Origin of the sequence: Microbacterium schleiferi, from assembly GCF_020781975.1 — a bacterium.
GTDB lineage: Bacteria > Actinomycetota > Actinomycetes > Actinomycetales > Microbacteriaceae > Microbacterium.
Genome location: NZ_JAJGNI010000002.1, coordinates 174,243 through 194,856 on the forward strand (window position 1 = coordinate 174,243; position 20,614 = coordinate 194,856).

Below are 20,614 nucleotides of genomic sequence, written 5' to 3' on the forward strand. Positions count from 1 at the left end.
GGTCAGTTGTAGTTGCCCGTGAAGTCGTCGGTCGAGAAGCTGTCGAAGTCGACGAAGCTCAGGTCGGCGTCGCTGTACGCGCCGTCCGAGGCGAAGATGCGGTTGGGGTACCGCTCGCTCTTGGCCTCTTCCGTCGCCTCGACCGCGACGTTGCGATACTTCGCAAGTCCGGTTCCGGCGGGGATGAGCTTTCCGATGATGACGTTCTCCTTGAGGCCGACCAGCGGGTCGCTCTTGCCCTCCATCGCAGCCTGCGTGAGCACGCGGGTCGTCTCCTGGAAGGAGGCGGCCGACAGCCACGACTCGGTAGCGAGCGACGCCTTGGTGATACCCATCAGCTCCGGGCGACCGGATGCCGGGCGCTTGCCCTCGGCGACAGCCTGGCGGTTGATGTCCTGGTAGCGACGGAAGTCGACCAGCTCACCGGGCAGCAGGTTGGTGTCGCCGTGGTCGACGACCGTGACCTTGCGCAGCATCTGGCGCACGATGACCTCGATGTGCTTGTCGTGGATCGGCACACCCTGCGAGCGGTACACGCCCTGCACACCGTTCACGAGGTACTTCTGCACCTCGCGAGCACCCTGGACACGCATGACCTCCTTGGGGTCGAGCGTGCCGACCTGCAGGGGCTGACCGACGGTGACGTGCTGGCCGTCTTCGACCAGCAGCGTCGCGCGCTTGAGGACGGGGTACACCACAGCCTCGTCGCCGTTGTCGGGCGTGAGGATGATCTTCTTCGACTTGTCGGTCTCGTCGATCGTGATGCGACCGTCGAACTCCGCGATCGGCGACGCACTCTTGGGGGTACGGGCCTCGAAGAGCTCCTGCACACGGGGCAGACCCTGCGTGATGTCTTCCGCGGAGGCCGAACCACCGGTGTGGAAGGTACGCATCGTCAGCTGGGTTCCGGGCTCACCGATCGACTGGGCAGCGATGATGCCGACTGCCTCACCGATGTCGACGATCTTGCCGGTGGCAAGCGAGCGGCCGTAGCAGGTCGCGCAGACACCGACAGCCGAGTCACAGGTCAGAACCGAACGCACCTTGATGGAGGTGACACCGGCAGCAACCAGCCTGTCGATGAGCACATCGCCCACGTCGTCGCCGGCCTCGGCCACGACATCGCCGTTCTCGCCGATGACGTCCGCAGCGAGGGTCCGCGCGAACACCGAGTTCTCGACGTTCGGGTCGCGGACGAGCTTGCCGTCGCTACCGGGAGCAGCGATCGTGAACTCGAGACCCTTAGACGTGCCGCAGTCCTCTTCACGGATGATGACATCCTGCGAGACATCCACGAGGCGTCGCGTGAGGTAACCCGAGTCGGCGGTACGGAGAGCCGTGTCGGCCAGACCCTTACGGGCACCGTGCGTTGCGATGAAGTACTCAGCCACCGACAGACCCTCGCGGTACGAGGAGATGATCGGACGGGGGATGATCTCACCCTTCGGGTTGTTCACCAGGCCTCGCATACCGGCGATGTTCCGGATCTGCAGCCAGTTACCACGAGCACCCGAGCTGACCATGCGGTTGATGGTGTTGTCTTCGGGGAAGTGGGCGCGCATCGCCTTCTGGACCTCGTCGGTTGCCTCGGTCCAGATCTTGATGAGCTCCTGACGACGCTCGGCGTCGGTGGTGAGACCCTTCTCGAACTGTGCCTGGACCTTCGCGGCCTGCTTCTCGTAGCCGGCGACGATTTCCTTCTTCGACGGCGGCGTGAGGATGTCGCTGAGGGCGACTGTCACACCCGAGCGCGTGGCCCAGTAGAAACCGGCATCCTTGATGCGGTCCAGCGTCGCAGCAACCTCGACCTTGGGGTATTCCTCGGCGAGCTTGTTGACGATCTGGCTGAGCTTGCCCTTGTCGGCCTGCTCGCGCACGAACGGGTATCCCTTGGGCAGCGCGTCGTTGAAGATCGCCTGGCCGAGCGAGGCATCCAGCAGCCCGTGGCGCTCGTAGCCCTCGGGGGCGTCGCCCTCGAGGAACGTGAGGCCGGGGACACGGATGCGGACCTTGGCCTGCAGGTCGAGGGTGCCCTCGTCCTTGGCGAGGATCGCCTCCGACACCGAACCGAACACGCGGCCTTCACCGGTCGCCCCCTCCTTGACCGTGGTCAGGTGGTGGAGGCCAATGATCATGTCCTGCGAAGGCAGGGTCACGGGACGGCCGTCCGAGGGCTTGAGGATGTTGTTCGAGGCGAGCATCAGGATGCGGGCCTCGGCCTGAGCCTCGACCGACAGCGGCAGGTGCACAGCCATCTGGTCACCGTCGAAGTCAGCGTTGAAGGCTGCACACACGAGCGGGTGGAGCTGGATGGCCTTGCCCTCGACGAGCTGCGGCTCGAACGCCTGGATGCCCAGACGGTGCAGGGTGGGTGCACGGTTCAGCAGCACCGGGCGCTCGCGGATGATCTCTTCGAGCACGTCCCAGACCTCGGGACGCGTGCGCTCGACGGCACGCTTGGCGGCCTTGATGTTCTGCGAGTGACCGAGGTCGATGAGGCGCTTGATCACGAACGGCTTGAACAGCTCGAGGGCCATCTGCTTGGGAAGACCACACTGGTGCAGCTGCAGACGGGGACCGACGACGATGACCGAACGGCCCGAGTAGTCCACGCGCTTACCGAGCAGGTTCTGACGGAACCGACCCTGCTTACCCTTCAGCATGTCGCTGAGGGACTTCAGGGCACGGTTGCCGGTGCCGGTGACGGGGCGACCGCGACGACCGTTGTCGAACAGGGCGTCGACGGCCTCCTGCAGCATCCGCTTCTCGTTGTTGACGATGATCTCGGGGGCACCGAGGTCGATCAGGCGACGGAGACGGTTGTTGCGGTTGATGACGCGGCGGTACAGGTCGTTCAGGTCGGAGGTCGCGAAGCGGCCACCGTCCAGCTGCACCATGGGGCGAAGCTCCGGCGGGATGACCGGAACGACGTCGAGCACCATGGATGCCGGGCTCATGCCGGTCTGCAGGAACGAGTTGACGACCTTCAGGCGCTTGATCGCACGGATCTTGCGCTGGCCCTTGCCCTCGGCGATCTGCAGGTGCAGGCTCTCGGCCTCGGCTGCCAGGTCGAAGGCAGCAAGACGCCGCTGGATCGACTCGGCACCCATGTGGGCTTCGAAGTACTGACCGAACCGGTCCTGCAGCTCCTGGAAGATCTCGTCTTCAGCCTTGAGCGAGCCGACCTCGAGCGTGCGGAACTCTTCCCACACGCGCTCAAGCTTGGCGATCTGGTCGTCGGCCTGCTTCCGGGCCTGCGACATGTCCTTCTCGGCGGCGTCCTTGACCTTCTTCTTCTGGTCGGACTTCGCACCCTCGGCCTCGAGCGCGGCGAGCTCCTCCTCCAACTTCTGGAGGCGAGCGGCGATCCGCGCATCGCGACGGTCGGCGAGCGTCTTCAGCTCGAGACGGATGTTGTTCTCCTGCGTCGCGAGGTCGCGGTGACGAGCATCCTCGTCGACCGAGATCACCATGTACGCGGCGAAGTAGATGACCTTCTCGAGGTCCTTCGGCGCCATGTCGAGCAGGTAGCCCAGGCGCGAGGGAACGCCCTTGAAGTACCAGATGTGCGTGACGGGAGCGGCGAGCTCAATGTGGCCCATGCGCTCGCGCCGCACGGAGGACTTGGTGACCTCCACGCCGCAGCGCTCACAGACGATGCCCTTGAAGCGCACGCGCTTGTACTTGCCACACGCACACTCCCAGTCGCGCGAGGGGCCGAAGATCTGCTCACCGAACAGACCGTCCTTCTCGGGCTTCAGGGTGCGGTAGTTGATGGTTTCGGGCTTCTTGACCTCACCGAAGGACCAGCGACGGATGTCGTCAGCGGTGGCCAGGCCGATGCGAAGCTGATCGAAAGTTGTTGATTCGAGCACGAGTTCTCAGTTCTCCTGTATCGGAATTCTGTGTTGCCTGGCCGGGTCAGATCTCGTCGATCGACGAGGACTCGAAGCGGCTGGAGATGTTGATGCCGAGCTCCTCGGCAGCACGGAAGGCGTCGTCGTCGGTGTCGCGGAGGTTGACCGCGGTGCCGTCGGCCGAGAGGACCTCGACGTTCAGGCAGAGCGACTGCATTTCCTTCATGAGGACCTTGAACGACTCGGGGATGCCGGGCTCCTGGATGTTCTCGCCCTTGACGATCGCCTCGTACACCTTGACGCGGCCGAGGATGTCGTCGGACTTGATCGTGAGGAGCTCCTGGAGCGCGTACGCGGCGCCGTAGGCCTCGAGGGCCCACACCTCCATCTCACCGAAACGCTGGCCACCGAACTGCGCCTTGCCACCCAGCGGCTGCTGCGTGATCATCGAGTACGGACCGGTGGAGCGTGCGTGGATCTTGTCGTCGACGAGGTGGTGCAGCTTCAGGATGTACATGTAGCCGACCGAGATCGGAGCCGGGAACGGCTCACCCGAACGTCCGTCGAACAGCTGCGTCTTACCCGTCGAGTCGATCAGGCGGATGCCGTCCCGGTTGGGCAGTGTCGAGTCGAGCAGGCCTGCCAGCTCGGACTCGTAGGCACCGTCGAACACGGGGGTCGCGACCTTCGTGCCGGGAGCTGCCTCGCGAGCGATCTCGGGCAGACGCGCTGCCCACTCGGGGTTGCCCTCGATCTTCCAGCCCTGCTTGGCGATCCATCCCAGGTGAAGCTCCAGCACCTGGCCGAAGTTCATGCGGCCGGGGATACCGAGCGGGTTCAGGATGATGTCCACCGGCGTGCCGTCCGCGAGGAACGGCATGTCTTCGACGGGGAGGATTTTCGCGATGACGCCCTTGTTGCCGTGACGGCCGGCGAGCTTGTCACCCTCGGTGATCTTGCGCTTCTGGGCGATGTAGACCACGACGCGGCGGTTCACACCCGAGCCGAGCTCGTCGTCACCGTCTTCGGCGTTGAACTCCTTGACGGCGATGATCGTGCCCTGCTCACCGTGGGGAACCTTCAGCGACGTGTCGCGAACCTCGCGGCTCTTCTCGTTGAAGATCGCGCGAAGCAGTCGCTCCTCGGCCGACAGCTCGGTCTCACCCTTGGGCGTGACCTTGCCGACCAGGATGTCGCCGGGACGAACCTCGGCGCCGATGCGGATGATGCCGCGCTCGTCGAGGTCCTTCAGCAGGTCGGGGCTGACGTTGGGGAGATCACGGGTGATCTCCTCCTTGCCGAGCTTCGTGTCACGGGCGTCGACCTCGTACTCCTCGATGTGGATCGACGAGAGGGTGTCATCCTTCACCAGGTCCTGGCTCAGGATGATGGCGTCCTCGAAGTTGTGGCCTTCCCACGTCATGAACGCGACGAGGAGGTTCTTTCCGAGGGCCAGCTCACCGTTCTCGGTGGCAGGACCGTCGGCGATGACCTCGCCGGCTTCGATCCGCTCACCAGCCGAGACGATGACGCGCTGGTTGTAGGACGTGCCCTGGTTCGAGCGGTCGAACTTGCGCAGGAAGTACTCGTCGATCCCGCCCTCGTCGGTCTGGACGGCGACGACGTCCGCCGAGACCTCGATGACGACACCGGAGCGCTTGGCGGTGACCACGTCACCGGCGTCGATCGCGGCGAAGCCCTCCATACCGGTTCCGACGACGGGCGAGTCGCTGCGCAGCAGCGGCACAGCCTGACGCTGCATGTTCGCACCCATGAGGGCGCGGTTGGCGTCGTCGTGCTCGAGGAACGGGATGAGCGAGGTCGCCACCGACACCATCTGGCGCGGCGAGACATCCATGTAGCCGATGTCTTCGGCGGGAACGAGCTCCACCTCGCCGCCCTTCGAACGGGCGAGCACGCGGGTCTCCTCGAAGTGACCGTCGGCCTTCAGCGGCGCGTTGGCCTGGGCGACGATGTAGTCGTCCTCCTCGGCGGCGGTGAGGTAGTCGATCTGATCGGTGACCCGACCGTCGATGACCTTGCGGTACGGCGTCTCGATGAAACCGAAGGCGTTGATCCGCGCGAACGATGCGAGCGAACCGATCAGACCGATGTTCGGGCCTTCCGGCGTCTCGATCGGGCACATGCGGCCGTAGTGCGACGGGTGAACGTCACGGACCTCGACGCCTGCGCGCTCACGCGACAGACCACCGGGGCCGAGCGCCGAGAGGCGACGCTTGTGGGTCAGCCCCGCGAGCGGGTTGTTCTGGTCCATGAACTGCGACAGCTGCGAGGTTCCGAAGAACTCCTTGATCGCGGCAACGACCGGGCGCACGTTGATCAGGGTCTGGGGGGTGATCGCCTCGATGTCCTGCGTCGTCATGCGCTCGCGAACGACACGCTCCATGCGCGACAGACCCGTGCGGACCTGGTTCTGGATGAGCTCGCCGACGGCGCGGATGCGGCGGTTGCCGAAGTTGTCGATGTCATCGACATCCAGGCGGATGGTCGCCGGCTTGCCGCCGCGAACGCCCTCGAAGCTCGCATCGCCGCGGTGCAGGCGAACGAGGTACTTGATCGTCGCGACGATGTCGTCGACGGTGAGCACCGAGTCGCTGAGCGGGCCCGACAGGCCGAGCTTCTGGTTGATCTTGTAGCGACCGACCTTGGCGAGGTCGTAGCGCTTGGCGTTGAAGTAGAAGTTGTCCAGCAGCGCACGGGCGGCCTCAGCGGCTACCTGCTCGCCCGGACGGAGCTTGCGGTAGATGTCGCGGAGGGCGTCTTCCTTCGTGAGGATCGTGTCCTTGGACAGGGTCTCTTCGATGGAGTCGAAACCGGCGAACTCCTCGAGGATCTGCTCGCTGGTCAGGCCCAGGGCCTTGAGGAAGACGGTGACCGACTGCTTGCGCTTGCGGTCGATGCGCACACCGACCTGGTCGCGCTTGTCGATTTCGAACTCGAGCCAGGCGCCGCGGCTCGGGATGATGCGCGCCGAGACGATGTCCTTGTCGGAGGTCTTGTCAGGAGTCTTGTCGAAGTAGACACCGGGCGAACGCACGAGCTGGGAGACGACGACACGTTCGGTGCCGTTGATGATGAACGTTCCCTTGTCGGTCTGCAGGGGGAAGTCGCCCATGAAGACCGTCTGGGTCTTGATCTCACCGGTCTGGTGGTTCATGAACTCGGCCTCGACGTACAGCGGAGCGGCGTAGGTCTTGCCACGCTCCTTGCACTCTTCGATCGAGTACTTCTCGGGCTCGAGGTAGGGGTTGGTGAACGAGAGCTGCATCGTCTCGCTGAGGTCCTCGATCGGCGAGATCTCCTCGAAGATCTCCTCGAGGCCGCTCTTGACCGAGATGTCGGTGCGGCCGGCTGCCTGCGCTTCGGCGAGGCGGGCCTTCCAGGTTTCGTTTCCGACGAGCCAATCGAAGGACTCGGTCTGCAGCGCCAGCAGGTCGGGGACCGTCAGCGTGTCGGAGATTTTGGCGAACGAGAGGCGGGATGCTCCGCGGCCGTTCTTCGGGGATGTGGTGGTGGTTGCGTTGCGCGCAGCAGCCAAGGGGATTACCTCCGTGGGCCCGGGCGGGGCACTATCCTTGTCGTCAGGTGAAGCGTTCGGTCCTCCCCGAAAACCAGCGCGTCTCGCACCGCATCGAGCGGGGACACGCAGGCACAGCCGACCACCATATGAGGGCAGGGGGAATCCAAGAGCGCAACCACCAACTATACGCGTTCCGGCACGCCGTGTCCAGCGGGATTCTTGACGAGTCGAAATTCGTGCGGTATAACCAGCGATCTCAGTGCTGTGTCGCGTGTATGAAGCGGATCGTGGCGCCCGGCCCCGCCTGTGCGAGCAGGTCGAGATCGGCATCCAGAACCGTGGCGATCACCGGGTAGCCGCCGGTCACGGGACCGTCGGCCAGCAGGATCGTGGGAGAGCCCGACGGTGGCACCTGGATCGCCCCCGGAACCATCCCCTCGCTCGGCAACTCCCCGGCATCCGTGCGATCCAGCCGCGGCCCCTCCAGCCGCATCCCGACCCGGTCGGCAGCAGCGCCGACAGTCCACGTCGCTTCGAACAGCGCGGTTCCCGACGCCGGAGTGAAGGCATCCTCGCGGGGTCCGGGCACGAGGCGGACGACCAGATCGGCCGGCGGGGGACTCCAGGGCGCCAGATCGGATGCCGGGATCTCGTCGACCGCGAGCGCCCCGCCGGAGAGGACTGCGTCGGCGCGGAGGGGTTCTGGCCCGAGGCCGGCGAGGGTGTCGGTAGCGGCCGAGCCCAGGACGCGCCGGGCCTCGATGCCGCCGCGAACGGCGAGGTACGCGCGAACGCCGGCCGTGAACCACCCCTTCCGCAGGCGCTCACCGCGCCGCCACAGCTGCGCCGCGCCGTGGTCGATGCCGCGTCCGTCGATGGTGAGCTCGCCCCACGCGCCGGCCACGGCGATCCACACGTCAGCGAGCGCGGTGGCTTCGAATCCGCCCGCCGTGATCTCCAGGCCCGCCGCGCCCTCGGGGTTCCCGACGAGGCGATTGGCGGTGCGCAGGGCCGCGCGGTCGAGGGCGCCAGAGACGGAGACGCCCAGCGACCCGTGTCCCGGGCGCCCGGCATCCTGGACCGTCGCGAGCAGCCCCGGCGCCTCGACCCGCAGCACGGGACCACTGCCGGCATCCGCCTCCACTCCGCCTCGCGCGTGTGCGGCGGTTTCGTGCGAGTGCTGCGCATTTGTGCGCAGCGGACGCACGAAACCGCCGCGCTCGAGGGAGGGGCCGGACGCGGGGAGGTCGGCGACCTCGCGGAATCGAACGCGCATGCCGGGGCGTAGGAGCGCGGGGGATGCGGCATCCGGGTCGAACAGCGGGGCGGAGGTGGTGCCGATCAGCCGCCATCCGCCCGGCGTCGATCGCGGGTAGGCACCCGAGAAGCTCCCGGCAAGTCCCACCGAGCCTGCCGGGACCCGCGTACGCGGCGACGCGAGGCGAGGCACGTCGAAGGGCCAGTCCTCGCTCACGAGATACCCGAAGCCAGGCGCGAACCCCGTGAAGGCGACCGTCCAGGTGGCCGCCAGATGAGCAGAGACGAGGTCAGCGGAGTGGATGCCGAGGAAGGCCGCGGTCTTGTCGAGGTCGGGTCCGTCATACCGGATGCCGATCTCGACATCCGTGTTCCCGTCCACGGCCGCACGCGCCGGTACGTCAGTCACCGCGAGGGCATCGGCGAGACTCTTCTCGATCCAGGCGCGCACGACCGAGGTGGCTACCTCGCGCGGTGCGAACCGCACGAGGACGGTGCGCGCGGCAGGGACGAGATCCACGACGCCCGCGGGCTGTGAACTGGAGAGTCGCTCGCGGAGCGAGATGACGACCCGCAGCGCCTCGGCGGGGCTGATGCTCTCGGGCACCTCAGCGAGCAGACCCGTGTCGCCGAAGACTCGGACCCCGGCGCTGCTCACCACGGCGCTCGCACTGATATTGACGCAGCATCCAGGGCCGCCCGCACCGCACGAGCCGCCGCAACCGACCCTGGCGAGTCGCCGTGCAGGCAGAGGGAGGCAGCGCTCACCGCGATACTCGTGCCGTCAACGGCGACGACGGTGCCCTGGCGTGCCAGGCGGACGGCCCGGATCGCGGCGGCATCAGGATTCTCGAGAACCGCGCCGGGCTCGCCGCGGGGGACGAGCTCTCCGCTCGGCGTGTAGCCGCGGTCGAGAAACGCTTCAGCTACGACCTCCAGACCGTGCTCTCGCGCCGCCTCGGAGATCTCGCCCGGCATAGCGAGGATCGGCAGTCTTCGGCCCAGCTGACCCGACAGATCTGCCACAGCGGCGGCGAGCGCCGCCGCGTGCGCGGCATCCGTGCGAACAGCGTGATACAGCGCACCGTGGGGTTTGACATACCGGATGTCGGCGCCGACGTCCGCGAGAGCATCCAGCTGCGCAGACACGGTGCCGCGAAGCTCGGCCGTCGCCATCGCGAGCGGCAGCCTGCCGAATCCGGGCCTGTCGGGGTAGGAGGGGTGAGCGCCGATCACCACCCCGAACCGGGCAGCCCGTTCGACAGCCTCAACCATGGAGTCCAGGTCTCCGGCGTGACCACCGCAGGCGATGTTTGCGCTGGAGATGACGGCGAAAAGCGCCTCGTCGTCAGCGGTAGGCACCCCGTCGACCGTTTCGCCGAGGTCGGCGTTCAGGTCGATGGTCCTCATGCGACCACGGTACGCCCGGTCTACGGTGGATGCGTGGCCCGAGCGCACGTCGAAGCCCCGCCGCCGCAGGTGCGGCTGTCGGACGGATCCGTGGCGCGCATCGTCCCGTCGGCATTCGCAAGCGGATGGGAACTCGAGGTCGGCGGCACCCCGCAGTCCCATGTCGACCTCGCCGATCCCACCCACCTGCACTTCGAGTACGTCGCACGGATGGGCGCCGTCATCGATCAGCTCGGAGAGCCGGGCGAGCCGCTCACCGCCATTCATCTGGGGGCCGGCGCCTATACGCTCCCCCGGTACGTCGAAGCGACCCGACCGGGGTCCCGGCAGCAGGTCATCGAACTCGAACCGGCTCTGGTTTCGCTCGTCCGCGAACATCTGCCGCTGCCGTCCAGTTCACGCGCCGGCGGCTCGATCCGCACGCGGACCGGAGATGCCCGGGCCGTGCTGGAACGGCTGCCAGCGGGCATTCGCGGTCAGGCCGACCTGGTGATCTCAGACATCTTCCACGGCGCGCGGACGCCGGCTCACGTCACGAGTCTCGAGTTCTACTGCCTCGTTGCGCGCTACCTCACGGAGACTGGCGTGCTGCTGGTCAACGTCGCCGACGGCGCGGGGCTCGCCTTTGCGCGGCGCCAAGCCGCCACCGTCCGCAGCGAACTCCCGCACGTCGCGCTGCTGGCCGAAGTGCAAGTCTTGAAGGGCAGGCGGTTCGGGAACATCGTGATCGCGGCATCCCGGACCCCGCTTCCCACCGCGTGGCTCCCGCGGCTGATGGCTGCAGGACCGCATCCGGCGAAGGTGGCGCAGGGCGCAGAGATCGACGCGTTCGTCGCAGGTTCGCGCCCTGTCACGGATGCCGACGCCGCGCCGTCGCCAGCGCCCTCGGCGACGCTGTTCGAGCGCTGACGGCGTGGGAAGCCGGCGCGATTCGCCGACGCCGTCACAATGAGAGCGCACCGCGTATGGGGCGAGGTGCGGCAAGGATGCGGAATCGGGCGGCCTGACCGCGGCGATCACCGCTCTGCGGGAAGGAGCGCGAGTGAGCTATATCCACGGCTACGACCCCGTCACGCTGCGCGAAGTAGTCAACCCCCGCGACTGCCGCGACCGCCTCGACGAACTCGGCGACCAGCGCTCGCTCCCCGCCCTGCTCGAGCGGGTGTGGCTTCTGAAGGTTCTGGACCGCCTCGACGACGCGCTCGAGATCGCCGACCAGACGGTGCGCACGGCCCGGATGGCGGGAACGCGCAAGGATCTGCTGCGCGCACGCATCCTGCACGCGACAGTGCTGCAGTTTCGCGGCTCGCTCGCTGCCGCCGCGCAAGAGCTCACCACCTGCGCCGTCGAGGCCGAGGGGGCAGGCTGGGCATCGATCGCCGCGTTCGCGTACCAGCACCGCGGCAAAGTGCACTACGACGCGGGAGACTTCGACGCAGCTCGCGCTGACTTCAAGCGCGCACTCTTCGCTCGCCAGAGCACGTCAGCCCCCGACGACCAGCTCGAGTCGACTCTTCTCGCGATCGACGCCGCCGAGCGCCGGCGGGCCGAGGCCGGCGCGGCAGTCGCCAGCTGACCGGCCGGTGTCTGAGGCCCGACTTACGCTGTCGTCATGTCCGAGTTGCACCGCGTTCGCCACTGGGCCGAGGCCCTGCTCTCGGTGCACCTGAGCCCGGAGTGGTCGTTCGGTTTCGACAACGCGAAGCGGCGCGCGGGCCTCTGTGACTTCACCCGCAAGCGCATCACGGTGTCCCGGTATCTCGCGGCCCGCCACGATGATGACACCAACCACCAGACGCTGCTGCACGAGGTGGCGCACGCCCTCGCCGGCGCGGCAGCAGGCCATGGGCCGCGCTGGAAAGCGATCGCGCGAGACCTCGGCTATGTGGGCGGGACCACGCACCACGGCGAGACAGCGACAGAACTCGCGCCCTGGGTCGGCGTGTGCCCCGCCGGTCACGTCGCCTACCGGCATCGCCGCGCGAGCCGGCAGACCTCCTGCGCCCGCTGCGCTCCCCGCTTCGACGAGCGCTACCTGCTCACGTGGACCAGGCGCGAGATCACGGCGTCCACGCGCCTGGCGGCGATGACCCCGCGCTGACGGCGGGGCTGCCGCCGGCGCCGCAACGCCCGAGCCCGCCTCCCACAGGTTACGGAAGGCGGGCTCGGGCTGAGAGCGCGATTCGTTAGCTCACCGTGCGGCGCCGACGCACGAGCCACAGCCCGCCGCCCACCAGGGCCGCAGCGAACGCGGCTAGCGCGACCGACACACCGATGAGGCCGCCGGTCGAGGCGAGGTCGCCGCCCTGCGAGGATCCACCAGGGGCCGCGCCGGGGTCGGCCGGGTTCGCCGGCGTCGCGGTAGCTACCGTGACCGACTGCCAACCGAGGAGCGTGCCGTCGGCGGCGTAGACCGCAACCCGGTGTGCTCCAAGCGGCACACTCGAGGGCGTCACCATCGTGATGCGCGCGGCGCCCGACACCGTCGCCGACCCCAGCGCCGTGGGCTCGGAGAAGGCGAACACGTACACCGCGTCTCCCTCGTGACCGGCCGGCAGGGTGATCGTCACGGTGTCTCCCGGCGCGAACGGGTTCGGGGCGACGGTGATGGCGTTCTCGAGGTCAGCGGTCAGCTCGCTGTCCGACGGGCGCCACTGATCGGTGACGCCGACCAGATAGACGACCTCCTGAGCGGCACCGTCGCGTGTTCCGAAGCTCGGAGTGATCGTCAACGGATGCGCGCCGGGACCGCCGACGGGCGTCGAGAGGGTCACCGTCCACGATCCGTCCTCGCCGACCTCGGCGCTACCGAGGGTGCCGTCCGCGTCCGCGATGCGCACGCCGGAGCCGGGCAGGCCCGTTCCCGTGACCTCGGTGAGCTGTTGGTCGGGGGCGTAGACAGCGCCGAAATCGGTCGTCACCGCAAAGGAATCGGCGATGTTCACTCGGTTGTAGAGGAACTGCGAGGTGGTGAGCGCGTGATCGACGATGCGGGTCTCACCGACGCATCCGTACCAGCCGTGATCGGGCTCGGTCTCCCAGGTGGAGGTGCCGATGATCCATGGCATGAAGTCAGCTGCCATCATCCCGCCAACCGACGACGCGTTGCGCAGAACCGGAACGCCATCGACGTACATGATCGCGGTGTCGGCTGCCGGATCGTTCACGATGGCTACGTGGTGCCGAGCACCGGGTATGCGAGGACCTCCTGCGCGGTGATCGCCGACGCGGTGTCACCGATCTCGAAGATGGCTGCGGCAGCTGGTGTGTCATCGGGATTGGTCAGCGGAGCCTGCTCGGAGCCGATCACGAGCACCTTGCCTGCGGCATGGACGTTCTCGATGAGAAGCGTCTCGGCGGGGCCGACGAGCTGATTTCCGTCTTCAGCGGTAGCGACAGCGGGAACGAGGAGAGCGCACCCGAGCGCGAGTGCAGCACAGGCTGCAGCAGCGCTCCGAGTGACGCGTCGATCGACGGTCATGAACGGAGGATTCCTTTCCACGACGGCACCGGGCGATGCCGACGGGGGACGAACCTAACCGCGAAGGATGACAGAAGTTATCGCTAACATGGCCGCGACGTGAACGCGACTCAACGCCTCGCGAAACCCGCGTGTCGTTCGGTTTCGCCTCTCTCGGCGACGCAGTTCACCGAGCCGCGTCGACCTCGGCCGCGGCCAAAACCGCGTCGCGCCGACCCTCTTCGAGCCAGCACTGGCCGGTGACGCTGGCGGTGAGCAGGTGGCGAAGCGCGGGGCGCAGTCCCCGGAACGCCTCACAAGCGGCAGCAGCCTCGGGAGACGAATGATCGATCCCTCGCGCAGCGAGTGCGTCGATCACGGCCCCCGCCCCGAAGAGGTCCTCCACCGCGAACCTCAGTGCACCAGAACTGGCGTCGGTTTGCCCGACCGCGATCACCGCAATACTCGTGCGCGCCGCCCGACGGTGCTGTTCTGCGACGGCAGCGTCGGCTGCGGCGCTCGCTGTGCGCAGGTCAGCGCGGATCACGACGGCGCCGCGATCGGCGGCTCGTGAGGCGAGGAGCTCGGCATCCGTGCCCGAAGCCAGCACGTCGACCACGATCGTGATCTCGGCCGGCGCGACCCGGTCGAGGCCGGCAAGACCCCAATCGAAACGCACCTGGTACCGGGACTGTTCTTCGCGAGGCGCGGGCTCGACTGTCGGCATCCGTCCAGCGTAGGGCGAGACCGGATGCGAGACTTGCCGCATGCGCGTGCTCAGCAAGTTCACGATCGATTGCGACGCCGACGCCGCCTGGCGCGCTCTGCACTCACCGCGGGTACTCGCCGAGGTGTACGGACCGTTCCTCGACATGCAGCCGCTGGAAGCGATCCCGACGCAGTGGGAGCACGGCCAGAATGCCGCAGTCGGGCTCAGCGTCGCCGGGCTTATCCCGGTCGGCCGTCAGCTCATCTCGATCACGGATGCCGAACGTGAGGTAGGCGGGGTGCGCGTGCGGATCATCCGTGACTCCGGGATGCCGCTGACCGGCCCACTCGCGGTCCTCGACGTCTGGGACCACCAGATGGCGGTGTCTCCCCTTCCGGATGGCCGCACCCTGTGGCGAGAGCGCCTCGTGATCGGTGGCACTGCTGCACCCGCGCTATGGCCGGGCCTCTGGGCGCTCTGGCAGTGGCGGGCAGCCCGCATCCGTCAGATCGCGCCGTCGTGGGCGCACGATCCGGATGCCGTGACGGCCGAGTCAGGAGAAGCCGACGCGGCCGCCACGGCCTGACCTCCGAACCGGCTACTCGCTCAGCGCCGCCACCGGCGCGACGCGGGTTGCCAGGCGCGTGGGGGTGACTGACGCAACGACGGTGAGGATCGCCGTCGCCGCCACGATCACCAGCAGCGGAACCATCGGGACCGCGGGGTAGACGATGCCGGCCTGGATGATCCCGTCCGGGTTCGTGGGAACGCTGCCGAGGAGGGACTGCGCTCCGGCCCAGCCGTAGGCGATGCCGAGGAGAACGCCCAGGACTGTCGCGGTCACCGTCACGTGCACCGCCTCCAACAGCACCATCCGGCGGATCTGCGCGATCGAGACGCCGAGGGCGCGGAGGAGGCCCAGTTCCCGGGTGCGCTGGATGACGCCGAGGGTCAGCAGGTTCACGAGCCCGACGCCCGCGATCACCGCCGAGATCGCAACCAGTCCCATCATGATTGCCGCGAACGTGTCCATGATGCTCGCGAGCTCAGGATCGAGCTCGCCCCCCGCGTTGGCCGTGAGCACCGCCTTCACCGACTCGATAGCTACCGCGAACATCGTCACGAGCGTCACGCCGATGACGATGCCGATCGATGTCCGGGCGGAGCGCTCCGGGTTCCGGTAGGCATTCTGCACCGCGAGCCGCGCAGGAGCGGAGCGCCCGAAAGCACGGCCGACCAGGCGCAGCGCCGGAGGCATGACCAGCGGAGCTGCCATCGTGATGCCGGTGAACGAGAGGACTCCACCGACGAAGGCGACGACCACGCCGAGCGGTGAGACAAGTCCCAGCAGGATGCCCGCGGCAAGCGCAACCGCGCCGAGGGCGAACAGGATGCCGGCAACCGCGTGCTTGCCTCGACGGGCGCCTACCTCATCGGTGGCGAGGGGAACCGAGCCCGACACTGCCTGCAGCGGGGTGACCGCGAGAACTCGCCGGGAACCGATCCACGCCGCCAGCCACGTGGTGAGTGCGACGATCACGGCGGGCAGCAGCATCGACGGCGTGACGGGCGCGACGTGCACGCCATCAAGCCCGAGGCGGACTATCGCGATCTGCGCTCCGGCGGCAGAGACGACGATGCCCAGCACCGTGCCGATCGTCGCGCCGAGCACGCCGACGATCAGGCCCTGGGAGGCCACGCGTGCTCGCTGCGACCGCGCCGACGCGCCGATCAGACGCAGCAGGGCGATCTGGCGCGATCGTCCGGCGACGACAGTCGCGAACGTGTTGGCCGTGACGATGCCGGCGACATAGACCGCGAGCGCGACGAGCAGGAGCGTGAGGAATCCGAGGATGAAGGCGAGGGTGCCGCTGTCGCCGATGTACGGGTCCGCCCGCAGCATCGCCGCCAGAAAGTCGGTCGTGGCGATGAGCACGACCCCGAACACGGTCGAGATTGCAGCGACCAGGATGCTCGCCCCCATCCCGCGTTCACGCAGCCACGCGACGTTAGCCCGGGCGCGCGGCACGCGCAGCGACGGCTTATCGACGGATGCCACGACCGCGCTCATGCGCCGACCTCCGCCCGACGAGTCTGCGCGCCGGCGTCGGCTGCCAGCATGTGAGCCGAAATCTGCTCGGCGGTCTGCGCGGGCTTGTCGGCGACGAGGCGCCCGTCGCCGAGGAACAGGACCCGGTCAGCGTGGCTGGCGGCGACGGGGTCATGGGTGACCATGGCGATCGATTGCCCCCGGGTGCGGCTCGCTTCAGCCAGCAGAGCGAGCACCTCACGCCCCGAGCGCGAGTCGAGGTTTCCCGTCGGCTCGTCGGCGAAGAGCAGGTCGGGCGCGGTCGCCAGGGCGCGGGCTATCGCAACACGCTGCTGCTGGCCACCCGAGAGCTCGTGCGGCCGGTGATTCAAGCGCGAGCGAAGCCCGAGGGTGTCGATCAGCCCGTCGATGCGCGAGCGTTCCAACACACTCGGCGTGCGGCCGTCCAGGTCGAAGGGCAACAGGATGTTGCCGAGCGCATCGAGGGTCGGCACGAGGTTGAAGGACTGGAACACGAAACCGACACGACGACGACGGAGGATCGTGAGTTCGAGGTCACCGAGATCGGTGATGTCAGTGTCGCCGATCCACACCCGCCCGGCAGTCGGGGCGTCGAGCCCAGCCATGATGTGCATGAGGGTCGACTTGCCCGAGCCGGAGGGACCCATGATCGCGGTGAACTCCCCGCGACGGATGCCGACAGTGACGTCATCGAGCGCCCTGACCGTTCCGCTGCCGGAGCCATAGGTCTTGCCGAGGTTCTCTACGCGGGCCGCCAAGCCCATCTGCGTCGTGGTGATTTTCATACCTCCGACGCTAGGAATCAGGCCCGTACCCCCGCGTCAGCCCGAAGTCGCGCCGTCATCCATCGGAAGGATGATTCCTCGGCATCCGTCTCGTGCGAGGCTGCGGCCAGCGGCCCCATGATCGGTGTCAGACCAGGCCGTGCTCGTAGGCGAAAACGACGAGTTGGACGCGATCACGCAGCTCGAGCTTGCCGAGGATGCGACTGACGTGCGTCTTCACCGTTGCCTCGGAAAGGTACTCTCGCGCCGCGATCTCGGCGTTTGACAGGCCCCGCGCGGCGAGACCGAAGATCTCGCGTTCTCTCTCGGTCAGCTCGCCGAACGCTCGCGGCGCCGGCCGGGTCTGTTCGTCCCGGAAGTGCGCGAACAGCTGCGCCGTGGCCGTTGCCGCGATCACCGCCGAACCGGAGTACACGCTGCGGATTGCGGCGAGCACGAACTCCGGCTCGGCATCCTTGAGCAGGAATCCGCTCGCGCCGCCGCGGATCGCGCGTGCGGCTGCCTCATCGAGGTCGAACGTCGTCAGCATCACGATCCGTGGCGCGTCAGGGTCCTGTAGCAAATGCGCCGTCGCCTCGATCCCGTCCATGACGGGCATCCGGATGTCCATGAGCACGACATCCGGACGCGTGTCTCGCGCCATCGACAGGGCCGCCTGGCCGTCTCCCGCCTCGCCGACGACGGCCATGTCGGGTTGGGAGTCGATCACCATGCGGATGCCGGCGCGAAAGAGCGCCTGGTCATCCACGAGCGCGACACGGATGACGCCCGGACCGGGGTTGCTCTGGTCGTTCATCGTGCCGCGGACCCGTGAGGTTGCGGTTCCGCGGCGAAGGGGAAGGTCGCCCGCACGACCCACAGCTCCCCGACCATCCCTGCCTCCACTGCCCCACCGACCAGCCGCGCCCGCTCGCGCATGCCGACGATACCGTGGGTCACTCCGGCGGGGTCAGTCAGGGGCGCGGCATCCGCCGCGGGCGGGTCGACGGGCTCCGCGACAGGATTCGATGCCCACAGGTGCAGACGGTCCGGGAGCCAGCGCATCGTCACCTCGACATCTCCGTTGCCGTGGCGGATGGCGTTCGTGAGCGCCTCCTGCAGCACGCGGTAGATGGCCAACTGCACGGCAGCCGGCACGTTCGCGGGAGGCATCGGTTCCACGTCTACGCGCACCGCGAGCCCGGCAGCTCGCACCTGGGAGTACAGACTCTCCAGATCGTTCAGCATCGGCTGCGGCGCCATCCCTTCGCTGTGGCGCAACTGCGCCAGCAGCAGCCGAACATCAGCGAGCGCGCTGCGCGCCGTCGTCGAGATCGTCGCGAGCGCGTCCTTCCCCGCCTGCGGATCGGCGTCGGCTGCGTACCGAGCCCCATCGGCCTGGGCGATGATGACGGCCAGCGAATGACCGACGACATCGTGCATGTCGCGCGCGATCCGACCTCGCTCCTGCTCCTCGACGCGTTCCCGTTCGGCACGCTCGCGCTCACGCTGGGTGCGTCGAGCGCGCAGGGACGTTCGAACCAGAGCACCCACGGTCCAGGCCAGGAGCAACGCGAACCCCGCAGCGATGAGAACAGCGGCTGCCAGCGGAAGGACGCTCCACGACGCGGCACTGAGCAGCTGCGAACCGAAGAGATAGCCGGTGATGACGGCGGCCCCGACGATCGCCGACGAGAATCCGAGCCAGTACACCAGCGCGCTCCCGTAGGCTGCCGTCGCGTAGAGCACGGCAAAGATCGCGAGGTCGACGGGCGACGGTGGACGCAGCATCAGCATCTGCATCGTCGCGCCGACCCACGCCGTAGCGAGCGCGAGGGGCGGCGAGAGCCGCCGCAGCGCGAGCGCCGCCGCGAAGAGAAGGCACATGACCACGGTCGGCAGTGCCGACTCGGCTGCCCAGCCGCCGATCGTCAGCTCAAAGGGGAGACAGAGCAGCCCGAACACTCCCGCAACCGACACATCGGTTGCCACCTGGTACGGCAGGAGTTCACGAAAGAGTGCGGAGCGTCTCACCTCACCCACGCTACGGAACGCGCGCCCAGAGCGCGTCAGTCTGAAGATGTATGTGCGCCGGGCCGACCGCCTACGGTGCAGGCGTCCGCTCGGTCTCGGACTCGGTCTGCGACGGCGTCTCGGGCGCGGTCCGGTATTGCTCGGTGATGAGCCGGTACGACCGCGTCGCGAATGCGAGCAGGGCGATGACGACCATGGCAAGCCCCGCGAAGACGAACACGAGCGCGATGCCGCGCACCTCCCCGTCCCCAAGAAGCCATCCCCACGTCTGCTGGCCGCTCGGCGTTTCCATGTAGGGGATGACCCAGAACTCCGCGATCGGCGCGATCAGGAACGCGGTGATGGGGGCGGCTGCCGATTCGAAAGCCGCGGCGAACCCGAACACACGCCCCTGCGATCCGTACGGCACGACCTTCTGGATCACGGTCTGCTCGGCTGCCTCGACCGCGGGCACGAGGGCCATGTAGAGCCAGATCCCGACGGCGTAGAGCAGCCACCAGTCGCGGATCGTGAACAGCGCGCCCAGTAGCCCCATGCCCGCGACCACGAGCAACATCGTGCGAATCGGGTTGCGTCCGAGGCCGAACCTGGCGATCAGGACGCCGCCGACGATGAACCCCGTCGCGGCGACCCCGAACACGGTGCCCCAGGCTTCGACACTGAACAGGGTCAGCCCGTACGGGTCCATCAGGGCGATGTAGACCCCACCGATGAGGTTGTTGAACGTCGAGAAGATGATGAGTGCGAAGAGCCCGGGCGCCAGTCTCACAGCGGTGATCGCGCCGCGCAGGTCGACACCGCGTCCGACGGATGCCGCCGGCTGCTCCTCGGGAATCCGGAGCAGGAGCAGGTGAACACCCGCGATCGCGGTTGCGACGATGGCGATGAGCAGCGTCCACCCCATGCCGAGCGGGCCGACCGACAGGCCGCTGAACACGCTGGTGATGATGAAGGCGATCCCCTGCACTGTGCCGACCAGACCGTTGGCATTCGCGTGCCGCTCTTCGGGGACGAGGAGTGTCACGGTCGTCGACAGAGCGATGTTGCGCATGTTCTCGACGATGGATCCGAGCAGGATGATTCCCGCGAACAGCCAGAACCACGGGCCGTTGATGTCGACGAGCGCGGACTCCGGCTGAGCGAGGTAGAGAGCGCCTGCGATCAGAAAGGCCACCAGTGTGGCGGCAGCGGAGAAGACCATTACGCGATGCTTGCGATGCCGGTCGACGAGCGTGCCGAACCACATCGCGAAGACGGCCAACAGCAGCATGTACGTGCCGCCGATGATCCCGGTCGCCACCACGGAGCGAGTCTCGAGGTACACCCAGAAGGTCAGCGCGAACCAGAGGTAGCTCGTCGTGATGTTCGCAGCCGCAGTGTTCACGAGAACGTGGAGGAACACGCGCTCGTTCGGGGTACGGATCAACCGCGTGCGCGGCGCAACTGTGGGATCCGCCGGAGCGGGAGTCGTCATGCGGGGAAGCGCACTGCGCGGCTCGGACGTCGGGAAC

Annotated in this window: 16 protein-coding genes; 4 read left to right on the forward strand and 12 right to left on the reverse strand. The window is 67.7% G+C overall.

Annotated features, from left to right (window positions below):
• Positions 1-2 precede the first annotated feature (2 nt).
• The 4 genes from rpoC to LL236_RS03140 all read right to left on the reverse strand — a co-directional run bounded on the left by rpoC (position 3) and on the right by LL236_RS03140 (position 10,065).
• The gene (gene rpoC / locus LL236_RS03125) at positions 3-3,875 is read right to left on the reverse strand and encodes a DNA-directed RNA polymerase subunit beta' (RefSeq protein ID WP_228177334.1); all 3,873 of its coding nucleotides are present in this window, start codon (positions 3,873-3,875) and stop codon (positions 3-5) included.
• A gap of 46 nt (positions 3,876-3,921) precedes the next feature.
• Positions 3,922-7,416 (reverse strand): DNA-directed RNA polymerase subunit beta, encoded by a 3,495-nt coding sequence (gene rpoB / locus LL236_RS03130; protein WP_228177335.1) that lies wholly within the window; start codon positions 7,414-7,416, stop codon positions 3,922-3,924.
• Positions 7,417-7,654: 238 nt separating this feature from the next.
• Positions 7,655-9,313 (reverse strand): 5-oxoprolinase subunit B/C family protein, encoded by a 1,659-nt coding sequence (locus LL236_RS03135; protein WP_228177336.1) that lies wholly within the window; start codon positions 9,311-9,313, stop codon positions 7,655-7,657.
• Positions 9,310-10,065 (reverse strand): 5-oxoprolinase subunit PxpA, encoded by a 756-nt coding sequence (locus tag LL236_RS03140; RefSeq protein WP_228177337.1) that lies wholly within the window; start codon positions 10,063-10,065, stop codon positions 9,310-9,312. The genes LL236_RS03135 and LL236_RS03140 overlap by 4 nt, the downstream gene beginning before the upstream one ends.
• A 33-nt stretch (positions 10,066-10,098) precedes the next feature.
• Here LL236_RS03140 and LL236_RS03145 point away from each other — a divergent pair, with 33 nt between their 5' ends.
• The 3 genes from LL236_RS03145 (at position 10,099) to LL236_RS03155 (ending at position 12,166) form a co-directional block, all read left to right on the forward strand.
• The gene (locus LL236_RS03145) at positions 10,099-10,974 is read left to right on the forward strand and encodes a spermidine synthase (protein WP_228177338.1); all 876 of its coding nucleotides are present in this window, start codon (positions 10,099-10,101) and stop codon (positions 10,972-10,974) included.
• Positions 10,975-11,107: 133 nt separating this feature from the next.
• A complete protein-coding gene (locus LL236_RS03150; protein ID WP_228177339.1) occupies positions 11,108-11,641 on the forward strand; it encodes a tetratricopeptide repeat protein in 534 nt (177 codons plus the stop codon).
• A gap of 36 nt (positions 11,642-11,677) precedes the next feature.
• The gene (locus LL236_RS03155) at positions 11,678-12,166 is read left to right on the forward strand and encodes a SprT-like domain-containing protein (RefSeq protein ID WP_228177340.1); all 489 of its coding nucleotides are present in this window, start codon (positions 11,678-11,680) and stop codon (positions 12,164-12,166) included.
• Positions 12,167-12,251: 85 nt separating this feature from the next.
• Here LL236_RS03155 and LL236_RS03160 read toward each other — a convergent pair whose 3' ends face one another.
• From LL236_RS03160 to LL236_RS03170, 3 genes are all read right to left on the reverse strand, one after another.
• Entirely contained in the window at positions 12,252-13,232 is a 981-nt protein-coding gene (locus LL236_RS03160; RefSeq protein ID WP_228177341.1) for an Ig-like domain-containing protein, read from the reverse strand.
• A 5-nt stretch (positions 13,233-13,237) separates the two neighbouring features.
• Entirely contained in the window at positions 13,238-13,546 is a 309-nt protein-coding gene (locus LL236_RS03165) for a hypothetical protein (RefSeq protein ID WP_228177342.1), read from the reverse strand.
• A 166-nt stretch (positions 13,547-13,712) separates the two neighbouring features.
• Positions 13,713-14,252 (reverse strand): phosphosulfolactate phosphohydrolase, encoded by a 540-nt coding sequence (locus LL236_RS03170; RefSeq protein ID WP_228177343.1) that lies wholly within the window; start codon positions 14,250-14,252, stop codon positions 13,713-13,715.
• Between the two features lie 40 nt (positions 14,253-14,292).
• On the opposite strand from LL236_RS03170, the gene LL236_RS03175 reads away from it, so the two are divergent.
• Positions 14,293-14,820 (forward strand): hypothetical protein, encoded by a 528-nt coding sequence (locus LL236_RS03175; protein WP_228177344.1) that lies wholly within the window; start codon positions 14,293-14,295, stop codon positions 14,818-14,820.
• A gap of 12 nt (positions 14,821-14,832) precedes the next feature.
• Here LL236_RS03175 and LL236_RS03180 read toward each other — a convergent pair whose 3' ends face one another.
• The 5 genes from LL236_RS03180 to LL236_RS03200 form a co-directional block, all read right to left on the reverse strand.
• The gene (locus tag LL236_RS03180) at positions 14,833-16,305 is read right to left on the reverse strand and encodes an ABC transporter permease (protein ID WP_228177345.1); all 1,473 of its coding nucleotides are present in this window, start codon (positions 16,303-16,305) and stop codon (positions 14,833-14,835) included.
• Positions 16,302-17,090 (reverse strand): ABC transporter ATP-binding protein, encoded by a 789-nt coding sequence (locus LL236_RS03185; protein ID WP_228177346.1) that lies wholly within the window; start codon positions 17,088-17,090, stop codon positions 16,302-16,304. The genes LL236_RS03180 and LL236_RS03185 overlap by 4 nt, the downstream gene beginning before the upstream one ends.
• Positions 17,091-17,217: 127 nt before the next feature.
• Positions 17,218-17,886 (reverse strand): response regulator, encoded by a 669-nt coding sequence (locus tag LL236_RS03190; RefSeq protein WP_228177347.1) that lies wholly within the window; start codon positions 17,884-17,886, stop codon positions 17,218-17,220.
• Positions 17,883-19,103, reverse strand: a complete 1,221-nt coding sequence (locus LL236_RS03195) for a sensor histidine kinase (protein WP_228177348.1) — start codon at positions 19,101-19,103, stop codon at positions 17,883-17,885. The genes LL236_RS03190 and LL236_RS03195 overlap by 4 nt, the downstream gene beginning before the upstream one ends.
• A 70-nt stretch (positions 19,104-19,173) precedes the next feature.
• A complete protein-coding gene (locus LL236_RS03200; RefSeq protein WP_228177349.1) occupies positions 19,174-20,577 on the reverse strand; it encodes an MFS transporter in 1,404 nt (467 codons plus the stop codon).
• Positions 20,578-20,614 lie beyond the last annotated feature (37 nt).

Excerpts from the sequence above, each read along its gene's own strand:
- LL236_RS03190 (WP_228177347.1), bottom strand. The coding sequence starts at position 17,886 with ATGAACGACCAGAGCAACCCCGGTCCGGGCGTCATCCGTGTCGCGCTC.
- LL236_RS03165 (WP_228177342.1), bottom strand. The coding sequence starts at position 13,546 with ATGACCGTCGATCGACGCGTCACTCGGAGCGCTGCTGCAGCCTGTGCT.
- LL236_RS03155 (WP_228177340.1), top strand. The coding sequence starts at position 11,678 with ATGTCCGAGTTGCACCGCGTTCGCCACTGGGCCGAGGCCCTGCTCTCG.
- LL236_RS03175 (WP_228177344.1), top strand. The coding sequence starts at position 14,293 with ATGCGCGTGCTCAGCAAGTTCACGATCGATTGCGACGCCGACGCCGCC.
- LL236_RS03180 (WP_228177345.1), bottom strand. The coding sequence starts at position 16,305 with ATGAGCGCGGTCGTGGCATCCGTCGATAAGCCGTCGCTGCGCGTGCCG.
- LL236_RS03185 (WP_228177346.1), bottom strand. The coding sequence starts at position 17,090 with ATGAAAATCACCACGACGCAGATGGGCTTGGCGGCCCGCGTAGAGAAC.
- LL236_RS03200 (WP_228177349.1), bottom strand. The coding sequence starts at position 20,577 with ATGACGACTCCCGCTCCGGCGGATCCCACAGTTGCGCCGCGCACGCGG.
- LL236_RS03170 (WP_228177343.1), bottom strand. The coding sequence starts at position 14,252 with ATGCCGACAGTCGAGCCCGCGCCTCGCGAAGAACAGTCCCGGTACCAG.
- LL236_RS03140 (WP_228177337.1), bottom strand. The coding sequence starts at position 10,065 with ATGAGGACCATCGACCTGAACGCCGACCTCGGCGAAACGGTCGACGGG.